Origin of the sequence: Nocardioides sp., from assembly GCF_029937575.1 — a bacterium.
In the GTDB taxonomy this organism is placed as follows: domain Bacteria; phylum Actinomycetota; class Actinomycetes; order Propionibacteriales; family Nocardioidaceae; genus Nocardioides.
Genome location: NZ_JAPYPS010000077.1, coordinates 1 through 18,297 on the forward strand (window position 1 = coordinate 1; position 18,297 = coordinate 18,297).

An 18,297-nucleotide genomic window follows, 5' to 3' on the forward strand; every position below is an offset into this window, starting at 1 on the left:
CTCCCGGTCGACTGAACGGCGCGCTCAACGGCGAGGGCTCCGCCCACGCCGCCGCCGCATGCGCGGGCGCCACACCGGTCACATGCTTCACATCGCCTCATCGGTTGGGCGCATACGACAGGTTTCAGGGCGGTTTTCGTGTCGTCTCTACCCAACGGACGAGCGAATGTGACCCGTGGGACGGCTACGCGCGCGGCCCCCACCACCGCAACCACCAAGACCAGCCCGAAGGACCTAGCGGCCGCGATTTGGCACCACCCACGCCACCGCGTAGTCTTCCCACTCGAAACCAGAGACCGCCGGTTGGCGCGCTGTGCATGCAGCTCGTCCGAAGGTGCCGCAGAGATGCGGACGGCCCGCGCAGGATTTCAGAGCAGGATCCCCGGATCCACGGAGTCATCCAACGCCCTGAGCCTGTGCTCGGGGCGTTCGTCATTCTCCACCAGCACCGGGCAGCGGTCTCCCAGTCCGGAAGGAGACCCATGGCGCGGGCAGACAGGCAAGCCGCCGTCGCGGAGATCGTTGAGCTCTTCAACGACGCCGACGGCGCAGTGCTGACCGACTACCGCGGCCTCACCGTCAAGGAGCTGCAGGACCTGCGCCGCTCCCTCGGTGGTGACGCCAACTACGCCGTGGTCAAGAACACGCTGGCCAAGATCGCCGCCAACCAGGCGGGCATCTCCGGCTTCGACGACCTCCTGGTCGGTCCGACCGCTATCGCCTTCATCAACGGCGACGTGGTCGAGGCGGCCAAGGGTCTGCGTGACTTTGCCAAGGCCAACCCCGCTCTGATCATCAAGGGCGGTGTCCTGGACGGCGACATCCTCGACGCGAAGGAGGTCGCCAAGCTGGCCGACCTCGAGTCGCGCGAGGTTCTGTTGGGCAAGCTGGCCGGTGCGATGCTCGCGTCGCTCAGCCAGGCCGTCTACCTCCTCAACGCCCCGCTCGCCCAGGCTGCCCGGCTCGCCGGCGCCCTGGAGGCGAAGGCGACTGAGGACCCCTCGATCCTCGCAGGTGGTGCTGGTACTCCGGCTGCCGCAAGCACTGACGAGGAGGCCCCGGCTGCCGCCGACGAGGCTCCGCAGGAGGCGTCCGCAGAGGACGCCGCCGAGGAGACCCCCGCCGCTGGCGCCGAGACCACCGAAGCCTGATTCCAGGCATCACACCACCACCTGAAACCCGGCCCGGCGTACCCACGTCCGGAGCCACCTGACAGAAAGGTTCGCATCATGGCGAAGCTCAGCACCGACGAGCTCCTTGAGGCCTTCAAGGAGATGACCCTGATCGAGCTCTCCGAGTTCGTGAAGCAGTTCGAGGAGACCTTCGGCGTCACCGCCGCCGCTCCCGTGGCCGTGGCCGCTGCCCCGGCCGCCGGTGGCGCCGGTGGCGGCGCCGACGAGGCCGCCGCGCAGGACGAGTTCGACGTCGTCCTCGAGGCTGCCGGCGACAAGAAGATCAACGTCATCAAGGAGGTGCGCGCGCTCACCTCGCTGGGCCTCAAGGAGGCCAAGGAGCTGGTCGAGGCCGCCCCCAAGGCCGTCCTCGAGAAGGTCGACAAGGCGACGGCCGACAAGGCCAAGGAGTCCCTCGAGGGCGCCGGAGCCTCGGTCTCCCTCAAGTGATGCACCGGCACTGAGGACGAGGGCACCGTCCTCGTCCCGGTGCCACCCACGAAGCGGTCGTCCCCATCACGGGGGCGACCGCTTCGTGCTGCCTGCCGCCACACGTTGCCGCAGGTGGGGCCCACGTCACGGGTCTGTATCGTCATCGTGAGATCGCGTGACGCACAGCACTTTGCCGCGTAACCTCACGGTTGCGTGCGCGTTGTTACTCATGGGTTGTGCTGCACGCCACTCGACCCCGGGGTCACCCCAACGGGTGTCCTTGGTCGTCGAAGCCGAAGTCGAGAAGTTCCGGGTCGAGGAGAAGGACTGACATGGGTGTTGAGATCAAGGTTGACAACCTGACCAAGAGCTTCGGTAAGAGCCTGATCTGGGCCGACGTGTCGCTGACGATCCCGGCCGGCGAGATCTGCGTGATGCTCGGTCCGTCGGGCACGGGCAAGTCGGTCTTCCTCAAGACGCTGATCGGGCTGCTCAAGCCCGACACCGGTTCGATCGTGATCGAGGGCACTGACATCGCCTCGTGCTCGGAGAAGGACCTCTACGAGATCCGCAAGCTGTTCGGGGTGCTGTTCCAGGACGGCGCGATGTTCGGCTCGATGAACCTCTACGACAACATCGCCTTCCCGCTGCGCGAGCACACGAAGAAGTCGGAGTCGCAGATCCGCGAGATCGTGCTGGAGAAGATGGATCTGGTCGGCCTGCTCGGCACCGAGGACAAGCTGCCCGGTGAGATCTCGGGTGGGATGCGCAAGCGTGCCGGCATCGCCCGCGGTCTGGTCCTCGACCCCGAGATCGTGCTCTTCGACGAGCCCGACTCGGGTCTGGATCCGGTGCGTACGTCGTTCCTCAACCAGCTGATCGTCGACCTGAACGCGCAGATCGATGCGACGTTCCTGATCGTGACGCACGACATCAACACCGCTCGCACGGTGCCGGACAACATCGGCTTGCTCTACCACAAGCACCTGGCGATGTTCGGTCCGCGCGAGATGCTGCTGTCCTCCGAGGAGCCGGTGGTGCGCCAGTTCCTCAACGCCCAGCGGGTCGGTCCGATCGGCATGTCGGAGGAGAAGGACGCCGACGAGCTGGAGGCCGAGAAGGACCAGGACCTGCCACCGTTGCCGCCGATCCCGATGCAGCTCGAGCCGTCCTCGGGGATCCCGCGTCGCAGCCAGCGTGAGCCGGGAGGCTGGTGCCGCGACAACGGTGTCACGCCTCCTCCGGGGTCCTTCGAGGCCAACATGTCGATGACCACCAAGGTCTGAGGACGCCTCACTTGTCGACCTCCATCACTTCGCGGGTGCTCAAGCCCGTCGGGACTGCAGGCACGCTCTTCGCCTTCTTCCTCGACGTGCTCCGGGCCCTTTTCAGACGACCCTTCCAGCTGCGGGAGTTCATCCAGCAGTCCTGGTTCATCGCCTCGGTGACGATCATCCCGACGGCGCTCGTCGCCATCCCGTTCGGTGCGGTCATCGCCCTGCAGGTCGGTGGCCTGATCAAGCAGTTCGGAGCGCAGTCGTTCACCGGCTCCGCGTCGGTGCTCGCCGTCATCCAGCAGGCGGGACCGATCGCCACCGCCCTGCTGATCGCCGGAGCCGGTGGCTCTGCCATCGCCGCAGACCTCGGCTCCCGCAAGATCCGCGAAGAGCTGGACGCGATGATGGTGCTCGGCATCGACCCCATCCAGCGGCTGGTCGTGCCGCGGGTGCTGGCCGCGATGATGGTGGCCTTCTTCCTCAACGGCCTGGTCAGCGTGGTCGGTGTGGGCGGCGGCTACGTCTTCAACGTGATCCTCCAGGACGGCACCCCCGGCGCCTACCTGGCCAGCTTCACCGCGCTCGCCCAGCTGCCGGACCTTTACGTCGGTCTGGTCAAGGCGGTGATCTTCGGTCTGATCGCGGCGATCGTCGCCTGCTACAAGGGCATGAACGCGGGCGGCGGACCCAAGGGCGTCGGTGACGCGGTCAACGAGTCGGTGGTCATCACGTTCCTGCTGCTGTTCGTCGTCAACTTCGTGCTGAGCACGATCTATCTCCAGCTCGTCCCACCGAAGGGGGGTTAGCGATGGCCAACCTCAAGTCGGTCTACGAGACCCCGCTCAAGTCGCTCGACGGTCTGGGCGGACAGCTGAGCTTCTACATCGGTGTGCTTCGCGCGATCCCGCGCTCGATCACCCGCTACCCCAAGGAGATCGCCCGGATCCTGGCCGAGGTCACGCTCGGCTCCGGCTCGCTCGCGGTCATCGGCGGCACGGTCGGCGTGATCCTCGGCCTGACCTTCTTCACCGGCGCGCAGGTGGGTCTGTCGGGCTACGCCGCGCTCAACCAGCTCGGCACCGCAGCCTTCTCCGGCTTCGTCTCGGCCTACTTCAACACCCGTGAGATCGCACCGCTCGTGGCCGGCATCGCCCTGGCCGCGACGGTCGGCTGCGGGTTCACCGCGCAGCTCGGCGCGATGCGGATCTCGGAGGAGATCGACGCGCTCGAGGTCATGGCCATCCCGTCGATGCCGTTCCTGGTCGCCACCCGTGTGGTGGGTGGGCTGATCGCGATCATCCCCCTGTACGTCGTGGGGCTGCTGTCGTCGTACTTCGCCAGCCGGCTGGTGGTCACCCAGTTCTACGGACAGAGTCCGGGGACCTATGACCACTACTTCAACCAGTTCCTACCACCGGGCGACGTCCTCTGGTCCTTCGGCAAGGTCCTGGTCTTCGCCATCGTGGTCATCCTGATCCACTGCTACTACGGCTTCAACGCCTCCGGCGGCCCGGCCGGTGTCGGCGTGGCCGTGGGCCGCGCGGTCCGCACGAGCATCGTGGCGATCAACGTCATCGACCTGTTCCTGTCGATGGCCATCTGGGGCACCACCACCACCGTGAGATTGGCAGGCTGAGATGGTCAACCGCCTCCTTGCCATGCACAAGGTGCTCGGCGTCGCCTTCCTGGCACTGCTCGTGCTCGGGGTCTACACGACCTACGCGATCTTCACCAAGCAGTTCGTCGACTACGACGAGGTGACGCTCAAGACGTCCAACATCGGGCTCCAGCTGCCCAAGCGCGCCGACATCAAGACGCGCGGCGTGCTCGTCGGCGAGGTGCTCGACTACGAGGCCGACGCCGACGGGGGAGCCGTGGTCACCCTGGGGCTCTACCCCGACAAGGTGGACATGATCTCCCAGGACGTCACGGGCTCGATCCTGCCCAAGACCCTCTTCGGTGAGAAGTTCGTCTCGCTGGTCCCACCCGACGACTTCGACCCGGACAGCGACCCGCACATCGAGCAGGGCGACGTGATCGAGAAGACGCAGGTCAGCACCGAGGTGGAGCGGGTCCTCTCCGACCTGTTGCCGCTGCTGCGCACCGTCCAGCCCGAGAAGATCAACATGACCCTCAACGCGTTGCAGACCGCGTTGGAGGGCCGCGGTGAGCAGCTCGGCGCGACGCTGGAGACCTTCGACGACTACCTGAAGAAACTCAACCCCGAGATCCCCGGTCTCGTGCGCGACCTGCGCAAGACCGCCGACGTCGCCGAGATCTACAACGACGTCCTGCCCCAGCTCGGCGACATCCTCGACGACACCGTGCGCACCACCGACACCCTGGAGACCCGCGAGCAGAAGCTCAACGACCTCTTCGTCGACGTGTCCGGCTTCAGCGAGACCACCCGGACCTTCCTGGCCGACAACGAGGAGAACATCGTCCGGGTCGGCGAGCTCGGTCAGGCTCAGTTCCGGGTGCTATCGCGGTACTCGACCGAGATCCCCTGCCTGACGGCCGGCATCGTGACGGCCGGGCAGTACCAGGCCGAGGCCTTCCGCAACTTCACCCTGCACATCGTGCTGGAGACGCTGCCGCGCCAGCCGCGGGCCTACAACGTCAACGACCAGCCCCGCATCGGTGAGACACGCGGACCCAACTGCCTCAACCTGCCCGACCCTCCGTGGAACCAGGACAATCCAGTGAAGCGCCAACCTGACTTCGACGACGGCGTCGACGAGCCGACCGGCAAGGGGACCAGCCGTGTGGCGACGTCGTACGCCTTCCGCGACGGCCAAGGCTTCATGGGCGGCGAGGCCGAGTCCTCGCTCTACCGCAGTCTGATCGCGCCGAGCCTCGGCGTCCCCGCCGACCAGGTGGGCGATCTCGGTCCGCTGCTGGTGGCTCCGATGGCACGAGGGGCCTCGGTGAGCCTGCAATGAAGCTCTTGGACAAGAAGACCTCGGCCGACCTGACCAGGCTGCTCGTCTTCATCGTCGTCACGACCCTGGCCACCGGGGTGCTGGTGGTGACGATCGGCAACCTCTCCTTCCAGGGCAGCAAGGACTACCAGGCCGTCTTCGCCGACGTCACCGGGATGAACAAGGGCGACGACGTGCGCATCGCCGGTGTGAAGGTCGGCACGGTCGGCGACATCGAGGCGATCGCCTCCGACGCCGACGAGGACGGCGCTCAGGCGCGTGTCACCTTCTCGGTGCAGGACGGGACCGCACTGCGCGAGTCGACCCACGCCACCATCCGCTACCGCAACCTGGTCGGGCAGCGCTACATCGCCCTGACCGAGGACGTCGGAAGCACTACGGAGCTCGACCCGGGCGACACGATCCCGATGGAGCAGACCACTCCCGCCCTCGACCTGACGCTGCTGTTCAACGGCTTCAAGCCCCTCTTCGAGGCGCTGTCCCCGGACGACCTCAACAAGCTGTCCTTCGAGGTCATCCAGGTCTTCCAGGGTCAGGGCGGCACGTTGGAGAGCCTTCTGGAGAGCACGGCCTCGGTCACCCAGACGCTGGCCGACCGCGACGCCATCATCGGGCAGCTCCTCGAGAACCTCGACTTCGTGCTGGATCGTCTGGCGGACCGCGACGAGCAGCTGAGCGCGACGATCATCAGCTTCCGCGACCTGGTCGCCGGCCTGCGCAAGGACCGCAACGCGATCCTCGACTCCCTCGACGGCATCACGCGGCTCTCCACGAGCACCGCCGACCTGGTCACCGACCTGCGGGCGCCGTTCGTGGAGGACATCAAGCAGCTGCGTCGACTGACGAAGAACCTCGACGACGGCAAGGCCGAGATCGACCGTGCCCTGCAGGTGCTGCCGATCAAGCTGGAGAAGGTCGGACGCACGGCCATCTACGGATCCTGGTTCAACTTCTACCTGTGTGACTTCAAGGGCCGGGTCAGCCTGCCCGGCGTCACGGTCCCGGTGGACTTCAACGTCGGCGCAGAGAGGTGTGATCTCGGGTGAAACCCTTCCGCGAACGCAACCCCGTCATCGTCGGTGCCGCCAGCATCACCGTGCTGGCGCTGCTCCTGCTCGCCGCTTTCCGGGCCCAGGACCTGCCGCTGATCGGTGGTGGTGACACCTACTACGCGGCCTTCGACGAGGCCGCCGGCCTGAAGTCCGCCGACGCGGTCCTGCTCGGCGGGGTGCGCGTCGGTCAGGTGGACAAGGTCGGTCTCGAGAACGGCGAGGTCATGGTCGAGTTCACCGTCAAGACCGACGTGGAGTTCGGCGAGGAGACCGGCGCAGCCATCCGCGTCAAGACCCTCCTCGGTTCCAAGTACCTCTCGCTGGCTCCCGCAGGGGAGGGCCAGCTGCCGACCGACGCCGTGATCCCGAACGAGCGCACCACCTCGCCGTTCGACGTCACCAATGCCTTCGAGGGCCTGGCCGAGACCTCCAACGAGGTGGACACCGACCAGCTCACGCAGTCGCTGACCGTCCTGGCCGACCTGACGCGCAACACACCCAAGGAGTTCCGCAACGCCCTCGCCGGGGTCTCGGCGTTGTCGTCCAACCTCGCGGCGCGCGACGACGAGATCAACTCGCTGTTGGTCAACCTGAAGCGGGTCTCGACCGTCCTCGACGACCGCGACGACGACATCATCGCCCTGATGAAGGACTCCGACGTCCTCTTCCGCTCGCTCGTCGAGCGGCGCGACCAGATCCATGCGGTCCTCGTCGCCACCGCGCAGCTCTCCGACCAGCTCACGCGCCTCGTGCGGCAGAGCCGCGAAGACCTGAAGCCCGCTCTCGACCAGCTCAAGAGCGTGCTCGACGTGATCAACAAGAACGAGGACAACCTCGACGCGTCACTGCGACTGATGGCGCCGTTCTACCGGGTCTTCGCCAACACGCTCGGCAACGGTCCGTGGTTCGACACCTACATCCAGAACCTTCCGCCCGTGCCGAACCTCGGCGCCGGCACCGACATCCTGACGGGAGGCAACCCGTGATGGCCACCGCGCAGCGCTTCGCCGTCCCGTTCGTCATCCTGATCTTCGCCGTGGTCGCCGGCATCGTGCTCATCGGTGGCGGGGACGACGACAAGCAAGTCACCGCCTACTTCCCGCGCACCGTCTCCCTCTACGAGGGCAGCGACGTGCGCGTGCTCGGCGTGGCCGTTGGACGCGTCGACGAGGTGGTGCCCGAGGGCACGCGGGTCAAGGTCGTGATGTCGTACGACTCCGATGTCGAGGTCCCCGCCGAGGCCAGCGCCCTGGTGATCTCGCCGGCGATCGTCGGTGACCGCTACGTCCAGCTGAGCCCGGCCTACACCTCGGGTGAGGTGCTGGTCGACAACGCGCTGATCGAGGAGCGCACCGAGGTGCCCCTGGAGCTCGACGAGATCTACAGCGGCCTCGACCGGCTCAACGTGGCCCTCGGCCCGAACGGCGCCAACGAGAAGGGCGCGCTGACCGACCTCCTGGAGGTCACAGCTGCCAACTTCGGTGGGCAGGGGCAGGCCTTCAACACCACGATCAAGAACTACGCCAAGCTCAGCCAGACGCTGGACGACAACAAGGACGAGCTCTTCGACTCGACCCGCGAGCTGTCGCAGTTCATCACCACGCTGGCCGAGAACGACGACGTCGTGCGCGACTTCAACGAGTCCCTCGGTCAGGTCTCGACCCTGCTCGCCGGCGAGCGCCAGGAGCTGGCGGCTGCGTTGAAGAACCTCGCCGTCGCACTCGACGAGGTGGGGGGATTCGTCCAGGAGAACCGCACCGCCCTCACCCAGAACATCCGAGGTCTCAACCGCGTGGTCAAGGTCTTCGTCAAGCAGCGCGACAACTTCGCCGAGACGCTCAAGATCGCTCCGCTGGCTCTCAACAACCTCGCGCTCACCTACAACCCGGACGCAGGCACCCTGGACACCAACGCCAACATCGGAAACCTGGTGACCGAGATCGAGAACAACCCGTCGGCCGTGCTGTGCGCCCTGGTCAGTGCCAACGACCCGGACGGCTCCACGTGCGACCTGATCCAGTCCCTGCCGCTTCCTCGCACCGCAGCCTTCGGACCGGGGACGGGGTCGTCGTTCGGAGACAGGTTCGACCCTACGCTCGGCGGACTGGCGGAGGTGGCGGCGCGATGAGGACCACCTTCACGCGGGGCCTGCGGCTCCTGGTCGTGGGCGTCGTCGGCGCCGTGGGACTCAGTGCCTGCGACCTGGACGTCTACTCCCTCCCGCTTCCCGGCGGCGCGGACGTCGGGGACGACCCGATCTCGGTCGAAGTCGAGTTCGAGGACGTCCTCGACCTCGTCCCGCAGTCCTCGGTCAAGGTCAACGACATCTCGGTGGGCCAGGTGACCGACGTGGAGCTGTCCGGCCAGACCGCGACGGTGACCCTGGAGCTGCGCAACGACACCCAGCTGCCGTCCAACGCGGTCGCCACGATCCGCCAGACGAGCCTGCTCGGCGAGAAGTTCGTCTCGCTAGCGGCTCCCACCGCGGAGGAGCCGGTCGGCACGCTCGCCGACGCCGACGAGATCCCGCTCGAGCGGACCGGGGCCAACCCGGACGTCGAGGAGGTCCTCGGCGCACTGAGCCTGCTGCTCAACGGCGGCGGACTCCCGCAGCTGCGCACGATCGCCCAGGAGATCAACCTCGCCCTGGACGGTCGCGAGGAGTCGGCGCGCTCGCTGCTGCGTCAGGTCGACACCTTCATGGGTCAGCTCGACGCCAACAAGGCTGACATCGTCGACGCCATCGAGTCGCTCAACCGTCTCGCCATCGGCGTCCGCGCCCAGCAGGACAGCATCGACCAGGCGCTCGACGAGCTGCCTGCGTCCCTGCGCTCGCTCGATCGCCAGCGTGACGGCCTCGTCGACATGCTCCAGGCCCTCGACAACCTCAGCGACGTCGGAGTCCGGGTCATCAACCGGTCCAAGGACGTCACGGTCGAGTCGCTGCGCCAGCTACAGCCGCTGCTGACCCAGCTCGCCAACGCCGGGGACTCCCTGGTGGACTCGTTCAGCGTCATCCTGACCTATCCCTTCGTGGACGAGGTGGTCGGCCGCGACCCGCAGGTCGCTCGCAACCTGCAGATGGGTGACTACACCAACCTGTCGATCCGTCTGGACCTGGACTTCACCGACCTCCCCGACATCCCGGGCATCCCGTGCTTCCCGCTCGAGGAGATCCCCGACGACCTGCCGCTGGACGAGATCATCGACCTGCCCAACCTGTGTGCCGCCGCGCAGGACGCCCTCGCCGAGTGCCTCAACGACCCCTCGGTCGCCAACTGCTCCGGCCTGCCGGGAGCACTCATCGAGGTCGTCTGCGAGAGCGTCAACCTGCCGCTTCCCGTGCTCTGCCCCAGCGGCGGTGGCGGTGGTGGCGGAGGCGGCGGCGGCCTGCCGCTGCCCGACCTGCCCGGTCTGCCACTGCCCGGCCTGCCCGACCTCGGGGGCGGGCTCGGTGGCCTGCTCAACCGAACCGGTACCTCGGAGCAGCTCGACATCCCGAAGCCCGTCGCGCAGCCCGGTGAGCGCGGGGCCACCTACGGAGAGCTGATGCAGATGTTCGATCCCGGCCTGACCAGCCTCCTGACACCGGGGATGGTGCTGCGATGATCACCCGCCGCACGCGCATCCAGCTGATCGCCTTCGTGGTGATCACGCTGCTCGGCGTCAGCTTCGTCGGGGCGCGCTATGCCCGCCTCGACCGGCTGGTGCGTGACGACGCCTACCTCGTCCAGGCCCACTTCGCCGACTCCGGCGGGATCTTCGCCGGTGGCGAGGTCACCTACCGCGGAGTCGGCATCGGCACCGTCGACAAGCTGGTCCTGACCGCGGACGGGGTCGACGTCTACCTCGCCATCCAGAACGAGTGGGACCAGATCCCCACCGATTCCAAGGCGCTGGTGGGCAACCGCTCGGCCGTGGGGGAGCAGTACGTCGAGCTCCAGCCGCAGACCGACGACGGTCCCTTCCTGGAGGACGAGTCCGAGATCCCGCGTGAGCTCACCGAGATCCCGATCCAGACCGACCAGCTCCTGACCAACTTGTCCGACACCGTCAGCTCGGTGGACAGGAACGCCCTGCGCACCACGGTCAACGCGCTCGGTGAGGCGTTCGGGGGCACCGGCGAGGACCTGCAGACGATCCTCGACACCGGCAGCTCGTTCGTGATGGAGGCCGACCGCAACTTCGAGGTCACGCAGCGACTCATCCGCGACGGCAACATCGTCCTCAACGGCCAGCTCGCCTCCGAGAGCTCGTTCCGCACGTTCGCCGACCAGCTCTCGAAGTTCAGCGGCACCCTGGTCGATGCCGACCCCGACCTGCGCAAGGTCATCGACGACGGGTCGTTCGCGGTCAACCAGCTGCGCGGGTTCATCGAGGACAACCGCGTCGAGCTCGGCTCGCTGCTCAACAACCTGGTCACGACCGGCGAGATCGTCGTGGACAACCTGCCGGGCCTGCAGCAGGTGCTCGTGATCTACCCCTACGTGGTGGAAGGCGGCTTCACGGTCGTCTCCAAGTCGAAGGACACCGGTCTGTTCGACGCCCACTTCGGCATGGTCATCACCGACACCCCTGTCTGCCTCCAGGGCTACGACCCCGACGAGCGACGGCCTCCCACGGATGGGTCGCGCGAGCCGATGGACGAGGACGCGCGCTGCTCCGAGCCGCCCGCCCAGAGCAACGCACGCGGCTCGCAGAACCTGCCGCGCGCCGCCACCTCGCTCGGCGGTGACGACGTCGTGGCCGCCTACGACCCGGAGACCGGTGAGCTCAGCTGGGGCAAGCCGGACGCCGCGTTGTCCTCGCCGGGTACCGTTGCGCCGGCAACGCTCGGAAAGGACTCATGGAAGTGGCTGTACATCCAGCCGATGACGGCGAGCTAGTCGTCGACGGCACCTCCTCACCTGGCTCGCCGGGGAGCGCCACCTCCACCCTCACGATCCTGACGGCCGTCTTCGCGGTGGTCGCGGTGGTCTGCCTGGGCGTGCTCGCCTATCGCTTCGTCGCCGACACCGACGGGTCTTCCTCTGCGCTCGACCGTGTCGGTCAGGTCTTCTCGGGCTCCGACGACGCAGCAGGCGCCGCCGGGGACGACCAGGCGCTGCGCGACGAGGTGATGAGCCAGGCCAACCAGTTCGTGCTGCGGGTCAACACCTACGGTCCGGAGGACCTGGACGAGGACAACAAACTCCCCACGTACGCCGACGGGGTGCGCGAGGTGATCACGTCCAAGTTCGCGGTCTCCTTCGACGAGAACCTCACGCTGGCCGAGCAGTCGGTCTCCCAGGCGGGCTACGCCCGTGGCGTCGAGCTCTACGGCACCGGGGTCGAGTCCGTCGACGAGGACAGCGCCACAGTTCTGGTCGGGGGCGTCATCACGGGCAGCTACCCCGACAGCAGCGCGCAGGCCGAGGACGGCGCCCGGGTCGAGTACGAGCCGCAGCCGTTCCGCTTCACCGTGCAGCTCGTCAGGACCGACGACGCCTGGCTGGTCGACGACTTCGCACCGCTGACCGGGGAGATCATCGACCCCGAGGCGCCCCTCGACCCGTCCGACGTGCCGGACCCGTCCTCGACGGACGAGCCGACGACCGATGAGCAGCAGGGGAGTGGCTCGTGACCCCCAGCTGGTACGACGTGCTCGAGGTGGAGCCCGACGCGTCCGTCTCCGAGATCCGCGCTGCCTGGAAGGCCGGGGTCGCCGACCTCGACCCGACCGACCGCCGCTTCCGACTGCTCAACAAGGCTGCGGAGGTCCTCCTCGACGAGGACCGGCGAGCCGAGCACGACCGGGCCCTGGCCGCTGACGCGGAGGCTGAGGCCGTGGTGGACGCAGGGGTCGTGGACCGCGAGGCGGCGGAGCCGGCCGCGGAGTCGTCGCCGGCGCGGCGGGAGGCAGACGCGTCCGAGGCCGGCGAAGTCGTCGCCCCCGGACGCTCCACCCGCGGCCCGGGACCGGTGACCACCGGCGTGCTCGGACTGCTCGCCGTGCTGCTCCTGGTCGCCACGGTCATCTCCCTGGTCGCCGGCGGAGCCTCGAGCTCCACGAGCGACACGGCCTCCGACGGACTGCCCGATGCTCGCGAGGTGGCCGCGGCTCGCGCCGCGGCGGAGGCAGCGATCGTCCCGGTGCTCTCCTACGACTACCGCCAGCTCGAGCAGGACAAGCAGGCCGCGATCAGCTACATGACCCCGGAGTACGCCGGAGAGTACGAGCAGCTCTTCGAGGCCGTGGTGGCGGTCAACGCCCCGAGCACCGAGACGGTCGTCTCGGTCGAGGTGCTGGAGTCCGGCATCGTGCGTACCGGCGAGGACCTCGTCGACGTGCTGCTGTTCGTCAATCGGCCGACGACCAACAAGCAGCAGACCACACCGGTGATCTACAAGGACCAGGCCACGGTGCGGATGCGCGACATCGGCGGCGAGTGGCTCGTCGACTGCCTCATCGCCGGCTCCGGCGGCACCTGCGAGTCCTGAGGCCGGGCTCGGTGGGCGGCACTACCGGCGGGTAGGGCGCCGAAGGTGCTTGACCTGAGGGCGTGCCGGGTTCATCATCATCGCAACGATCGTCTCCGGGAAGCAACGGACGTGCGCTGGTATTGAGTCGCGCCTCGATGTCCTGTAACGTGGCGCTTTGCGCCTGCCCTCAGATACTCATCAGCCTGCCCGGTGGCTGATGCTGTGGTGGTCCGGCGCTCTCCACCAGCGTTTCTGTCGAAGGACGTCTCTTGGCCGCGCGCAGCACCTCTGTATCCACCCGTCCCACCAGCCCCATCAGCGTTTCGGCTTCGCGCCGCATCAGCTTCGCGAAGATCGACGAGCCTCTCGAGGTTCCCCAGCTTCTCGCTCTCCAGACCGACAGCTTCGACTGGCTGGTCGGCAACGAGAAGTGGAACGCCGTGGTCGAGCGTCGCCTCGCCAACGGCGAGGACGTCTCGAGCAAGTCGGGCCTGACCGAGATCTTCGAGGAGATCTCGCCGATCGAGGACTTCTCCGAGACGATGTCGCTCTCGTTCGAGAACCCGGTCTTCTACGACCCGAAGTACACCGTCGACGAGTGCAAGGAGAAGGACTTCACCTACTCCGCTCCGCTCTACGTCTCGGCGGAGTTCACCAACAACGACACCGGTGAGATCAAGGGCCAGACGGTCTTCATGGGCGACTTCCCGCTCATGACGCCCAAGGGCACCTTCGTGATCAACGGCACCGAGCGCGTCGTGGTCTCCCAGCTGGTCCGCAGCCCGGGCGTCTACTTCGAGCGCAACGCCGACAAGACGTCCGACAAGGACATCTACACCGCGCGGATGATCCCCTCGCGCGGCGCCTGGCTCGAGTTCGAGGTCGACAAGCGCGACCTGGTCGGCGTCCGCCTCGACCGCAAGCGCAAGCAGAACATCACCGTCCTGCTCAAGGCCCTGCAGGCCGTCGCCGAGGACATCGGCGAGGAGTACGACTACGAGGCCGTCATGGAGGAGCTGCGGCAGTTCGAGTCGATCCAGCTCACCGAGGAGAAGGACCACACCCAGGGTCCCGACGACGCGCTGCTCGACATCTACCGCAAGCTGCGCCCGGGCGAGCCGCCCACGCGTGAGGCCGCGCTGACGCTGTTGAAGAACTACTACTTCAACCCCAAGCGCTACGACCTCGCCAAGGTCGGTCGTTACAAGATCAACAAGAAGCTCGGTCTGGTCCAGGCCTTCGACCAGCAGACGCTGACGATCTCCGACGTCGTCGCCGCGATCCGCTACATCGTGGTCCTGCACGACGGCCGCGAGCAGGTCGAGGCGCCCCAGGGCGTCATCGACGTGAGCCCCGACGACATCGACCACTTCGGCAACCGCCGGATGCGTACGGTCGGCGAGCTCATCCAGAACCAGCTCCGCACCGGCCTGGCCCGGATGGAGCGCGTGGTGCGCGAGCGGATGACGACACAGGACGTCGAGGCGATCACGCCGCAGTCGCTGATCAACATCCGCCCCGTCGTCGCGGCGCTGAAGGAGTTCTTCGGCACCTCCCAGCTGAGCCAGTTCATGGACCAGACCAACCCGATCGCCGGGCTGACGCACAAGCGTCGTCTCTCGGCACTCGGCCCCGGTGGTCTGTCCCGTGACCGGGCCGGCATGGAGGTCCGTGACGTCCACCCGTCGCACTACGGTCGGATGTGCCCGATCGAGACCCCTGAGGGCCCGAACATCGGCCTGATCGGCTCGCTGGCCTCCTACGGCCGGATCAACCCGTTCGGGTTCGTCGAGACGCCCTACCGCAAGGTCGAGAACGGCACCGTCACCGACAAGATCGACTACCTGACGGCTGACGACGAGGACCGCTACGTCATCGCGCAGGCCAACGCCCTGCTCGACGACAACAACACCTTCGTCAACGAGCGCGTCCTGGTCCGCCAGCGCGACGGTGAGGTCTCCGAGCTGCTGGCCGGCGAGGTCGACTACATGGACGTCTCGCCGCGCCAGATGGTCTCGGTCGCCACCGCGCTGATCCCGTTCCTCGAGCACGACGACGCCAACCGTGCGCTCATGGGCGCCAACATGCAGCGCCAGGCCGTGCCGCTCATCAAGAGCGACTCGCCCTTCGTCGGCACCGGCATCGAGTACCGCGCCGCGGTCGACGCCGGCGACGTGCTGACCTCCGAGAAGGCCGGGGTCGTCAAGGAGGTCTCGGCCGACCTGGTCGAGACGATGAACGACGACGGCACCTACTCGACCTACAAGCTGCACAAGTTCCGCCGCTCCAACCAGGGCACGTGCATCAACCAGCGTCCGCTGGTCGCCGAGGGCGACCGCCTCGAGGTCGGCTCGCCGATCGCCGACGGACCCTGCACCGACGACGGCGAGATGGCGCTGGGCACCAACCTGCTGGTCGCGTTCATGCCGTGGCAGGGCCACAACTACGAGGACGCGATCATCCTCAGCCAGCGCCTGGTGCAGGAGGACGTCCTCACCTCGATCCACATCGAGGAGCACGAGGTCGACGCCCGCGACACCAAGCTCGGGCCGGAGGAGATCACCCGCGACATCCCCAACGTCTCCGAGGAGATGCTCGCCGACCTCGACGAGCGCGGGATCATCCGCATCGGCGCCGAGGTCACCACCGGTGACATCCTCGTCGGCAAGGTCACGCCCAAGGGCGAGACCGAGCTGACCCCGGAGGAGCGCCTGCTGCGCGCGATCTTCGGTGAGAAGGCGCGCGAGGTGCGCGACACCTCGATGAAGGTGCCGCACGGTGAGTCCGGCACGGTCATCGGTGTGCGGGTCTTCGACCGCGAGGACGGCGACGAGCTGCCCCCGGGCGTCAACCAGCTGGTCCGCGTCTACGTCGCCCAGAAGCGCAAGATCTCGGTCGGTGACAAGCTCGCCGGTCGTCACGGCAACAAGGGCGTCATCGCCAAGATCCTGCCGGTCGAGGACATGCCGTTCATGGAGGACGGCACCCCCGTCGACGTGGTGCTCAACCCGCTCGGTGTGCCGCGCCGGATGAACATCGGTCAGATCCTGGAGCTCCACCTCGGGTGGCTGGCCAAGCAGGGCTGGGACCTCGACCTCTCCGAGGACAAGGACAGCGCCGACTGGAAGCAGCGCCTGATCAAGATCCACGCCGACAAGGCGGAGGGCAACTCCAAGGTCGCCACTCCTGTCTTCGACGGAGCGCAGGAGGACGAGATCACCGGCCTGCTGGGCTCGACGATCCCCAACCGCGACGGCGTGCGGATGATCGACGAGACCGGCAAGGCGAGCCTGTTCGACGGCCGTTCCGGCGAGCCGTTCTCGGACCCGGTCTCGGTGGGCTACATGTACATCCTCAAGCTCCACCACCTCGTCGACGACAAGATCCACGCACGCTCGACCGGCCCCTACTCGATGATCACGCAGCAGCCCCTGGGTGGTAAGGCCCAGTTCGGTGGCCAGCGGTTCGGCGAGATGGAGGTCTGGGCGATGGAGGCCTACGGTGCCGCCTACGCCCTGCAGGAGCTGCTGACGATCAAGTCCGACGACGTGCCCGGTCGGGTGAAGGTCTACGAGGCGATCGTCAAGGGCGAGAACATCCCCGACTCCGGCATCCCCGAGTCGTTCAAGGTGCTCGTCAAGGAGATGCAGTCGCTGTGCCTCAACGTGGAGGTGCTGTCCCAGGACGGCACGGCCATCGAGATGCGCGACGCGGAGGAGGACGTCTTCCGCGCTGCCGAGGAGCTCGGCATCGACCTCTCCCGCCGCGAGCCGTCGTCGGTCGAAGAAGTCTGAGACTGCGCAGGTACGCCGGCTCGCCGGCGTACCTGCCACCTCGGTCCCTCTCTTACATCAGCGCTTAAGAACCAAGGAAAGCGAAGGGTTGTAGCCATCGTGCTCGACGTGAACTTCTTCGACCAGCTTCAGATCGGCCTGGCCACCGCGGAGGACATCCGCGGGTGGAGCCACGGTGAGGTCAAGAAGCCGGAAACCATCAACTACCGCACGCTCAAGCCCGAGCGCGACGGACTCTTCTGCGAGAAGATCTTCGGTCCCACCCGGGACTGGGAGTGCTACTGCGGCAAGTACAAGCGCGTGCGCTTCAAGGGCATCATCTGCGAGCGCTGCGGCGTCGAGGTGACCCGCTCCAAGGTGCGCCGCGAGCGGATGGGCCACATCGAGCTCGCCGCTCCCGTGACCCACATCTGGTACTTCAAGGGCGTCCCGTCGCGACTGGGCTACCTGCTGGACCTGGCCCCGAAGGACCTGGAGAAGGTCATCTACTTCGCGGCCTACATGATCACCTCCGTCGACGAGGACGCGCGCCACCGCGACCTGTCCTCGCTGGAGGCGAAGGTCGTCCAGCAGCGCGAGATGCTCGAGAAGCGCCGCGACACCTCGATCGAGGACCGCACCAAGAAGCTCGAGGAGGACATGGCCGCCCTCGAGGCCGAGGGTGCCAAGGCCGACGCGCGCCGCAAGGTCCGCGATGGCGCCGAGCGCGAGATGAAGCAGCTGCGCGACCGCGCGCAGCGCGAGATCGACCGCCTCGACGAGGTCTGGAACACCTTCAAGACCCTGAAGATCCAGGACCTGATGGGCGACGAGCTCCTCTACCGCGAGATGAAGAACTGGTTCGGCAAGTACTTCGAGGGCCACATGGGCGCCACGGCGATCCAGAAGCGCCTGCAGGGCTTCGACATCGAGGCCGAGGTCGAGTCGCTGCGCGAGACCATCGCCAACGGCAAGGGCCAGAAGAAGGTCCGCGCCCTCAAGCGCCTCAAGGTCGTCGACGCGTTCCGCAAGACCGGCAACCGGCCCGAGGGCATGGTCCTCGACGCCGTCCCGGTCATCCCCCCGGACCTGCGCCCCATGGTCCAGCTCGACGGTGGCCGCTTCGCCACCTCGGACCTGAACGACCTGTACCGCCGGGTGATCAACCGCAACAACCGCCTCAAGCG

The 18,297-nt window shown here is 67.2% G+C and carries 14 protein-coding genes and 1 pseudogene; all 15 read left to right on the forward strand.

The window, feature by feature from the left end; translation table 11 throughout:
* Positions 1-482 precede the first annotated feature (482 nt).
* Positions 483-1,151: a 50S ribosomal protein L10 gene (rplJ, locus tag Q1K33_RS18250; protein ID WP_300406172.1), complete on the forward strand. Its 669-nt coding sequence runs from the start codon at positions 483-485 to the stop codon at positions 1,149-1,151.
* Positions 1,152-1,229: 78 nt separating this feature from the next.
* Positions 1,230-1,622, forward strand: coding sequence for a 50S ribosomal protein L7/L12 (gene rplL / locus Q1K33_RS18255; protein ID WP_300406173.1), 393 nt, complete (start codon positions 1,230-1,232; stop codon positions 1,620-1,622).
* A 314-nt stretch (positions 1,623-1,936) separates the two neighbouring features.
* A complete protein-coding gene (locus Q1K33_RS18260) occupies positions 1,937-2,890 on the forward strand; it encodes an ABC transporter ATP-binding protein (RefSeq protein ID WP_300406174.1) in 954 nt (317 codons plus the stop codon).
* An 11-nt stretch (positions 2,891-2,901) separates the two neighbouring features.
* Entirely contained in the window at positions 2,902-3,687 is a 786-nt protein-coding gene (locus Q1K33_RS18265) for an ABC transporter permease (protein WP_300406175.1), read from the forward strand.
* Between the two features lie 2 nt (positions 3,688-3,689).
* Complete coding sequence (locus Q1K33_RS18270) at positions 3,690-4,517, forward strand: ABC transporter permease (protein WP_300406176.1); 828 nt, start codon at positions 3,690-3,692, stop codon at positions 4,515-4,517.
* 1 nt (position 4,518) lies between these two features.
* Complete coding sequence (locus tag Q1K33_RS18275) at positions 4,519-5,823, forward strand: MCE family protein (RefSeq protein WP_300406177.1); 1,305 nt, start codon at positions 4,519-4,521, stop codon at positions 5,821-5,823.
* Positions 5,820-6,869, forward strand: a complete 1,050-nt coding sequence (locus Q1K33_RS18280) for an MCE family protein (RefSeq protein WP_300406178.1) — start codon at positions 5,820-5,822, stop codon at positions 6,867-6,869. The genes Q1K33_RS18275 and Q1K33_RS18280 overlap by 4 nt, the downstream gene beginning before the upstream one ends.
* Positions 6,866-7,861 carry an MCE family protein gene (locus Q1K33_RS18285; protein ID WP_300406179.1) on the forward strand — a complete coding sequence of 332 codons (996 nt, stop codon included), beginning with the start codon at positions 6,866-6,868 and terminating at the stop codon, positions 7,859-7,861. Before Q1K33_RS18280 ends, Q1K33_RS18285 begins: the two co-directional genes overlap by 4 nt.
* Positions 7,861-9,003: an MCE family protein gene (locus tag Q1K33_RS18290; RefSeq protein ID WP_300406180.1), complete on the forward strand. Its 1,143-nt coding sequence runs from the start codon at positions 7,861-7,863 to the stop codon at positions 9,001-9,003. The genes Q1K33_RS18285 and Q1K33_RS18290 overlap by 1 nt, the downstream gene beginning before the upstream one ends.
* Positions 9,000-10,484 carry an MCE family protein gene (locus Q1K33_RS18295; protein ID WP_300406181.1) on the forward strand — a complete coding sequence of 495 codons (1,485 nt, stop codon included), beginning with the start codon at positions 9,000-9,002 and terminating at the stop codon, positions 10,482-10,484. The genes Q1K33_RS18290 and Q1K33_RS18295 overlap by 4 nt, the downstream gene beginning before the upstream one ends.
* Entirely contained in the window at positions 10,481-11,761 is a 1,281-nt protein-coding gene (locus tag Q1K33_RS18300; RefSeq protein WP_300406182.1) for an MlaD family protein, read from the forward strand. The genes Q1K33_RS18295 and Q1K33_RS18300 overlap by 4 nt, the downstream gene beginning before the upstream one ends.
* Positions 11,728-12,498, forward strand: coding sequence for a hypothetical protein (locus Q1K33_RS18305; RefSeq protein ID WP_300406183.1), 771 nt, complete (start codon positions 11,728-11,730; stop codon positions 12,496-12,498). The genes Q1K33_RS18300 and Q1K33_RS18305 overlap by 34 nt, the downstream gene beginning before the upstream one ends.
* Entirely contained in the window at positions 12,495-13,355 is an 861-nt protein-coding gene (locus Q1K33_RS18310; protein ID WP_300406184.1) for a DnaJ domain-containing protein, read from the forward strand. The genes Q1K33_RS18305 and Q1K33_RS18310 overlap by 4 nt, the downstream gene beginning before the upstream one ends.
* A gap of 296 nt (positions 13,356-13,651) precedes the next feature.
* Entirely contained in the window at positions 13,652-17,131 is a 3,480-nt protein-coding gene (locus Q1K33_RS18315) for a DNA-directed RNA polymerase subunit beta (RefSeq protein WP_300406185.1), read from the forward strand.
* 99 nt (positions 17,132-17,230) lie between these two features.
* Positions 17,231-18,297 (forward strand): annotated as a pseudogene (locus tag Q1K33_RS18320) (DNA-directed RNA polymerase subunit beta'); the annotation flags it as partial.

What these genes read in the sequence shown, in the direction of transcription:
- Q1K33_RS18295 (WP_300406181.1), top strand. Translation starts at nt 9,000, where the DNA reads ATGAGGACCACCTTCACGCGGGGCCTGCGGCTCCTGGTCGTGGGCGTC.
- Q1K33_RS18260 (WP_300406174.1), top strand. Translation starts at nt 1,937, where the DNA reads ATGGGTGTTGAGATCAAGGTTGACAACCTGACCAAGAGCTTCGGTAAG.
- Q1K33_RS18270 (WP_300406176.1), top strand. Translation starts at nt 3,690, where the DNA reads ATGGCCAACCTCAAGTCGGTCTACGAGACCCCGCTCAAGTCGCTCGAC.
- Q1K33_RS18290 (WP_300406180.1), top strand. Translation starts at nt 7,861, where the DNA reads ATGGCCACCGCGCAGCGCTTCGCCGTCCCGTTCGTCATCCTGATCTTC.
- Q1K33_RS18300 (WP_300406182.1), top strand. Translation starts at nt 10,481, where the DNA reads ATGATCACCCGCCGCACGCGCATCCAGCTGATCGCCTTCGTGGTGATC.
- rplJ (WP_300406172.1), top strand. Translation starts at nt 483, where the DNA reads ATGGCGCGGGCAGACAGGCAAGCCGCCGTCGCGGAGATCGTTGAGCTC.
- rplL (WP_300406173.1), top strand. Translation starts at nt 1,230, where the DNA reads ATGGCGAAGCTCAGCACCGACGAGCTCCTTGAGGCCTTCAAGGAGATG.
- Q1K33_RS18275 (WP_300406177.1), top strand. Translation starts at nt 4,519, where the DNA reads ATGGTCAACCGCCTCCTTGCCATGCACAAGGTGCTCGGCGTCGCCTTC.
- Q1K33_RS18280 (WP_300406178.1), top strand. Translation starts at nt 5,820, where the DNA reads ATGAAGCTCTTGGACAAGAAGACCTCGGCCGACCTGACCAGGCTGCTC.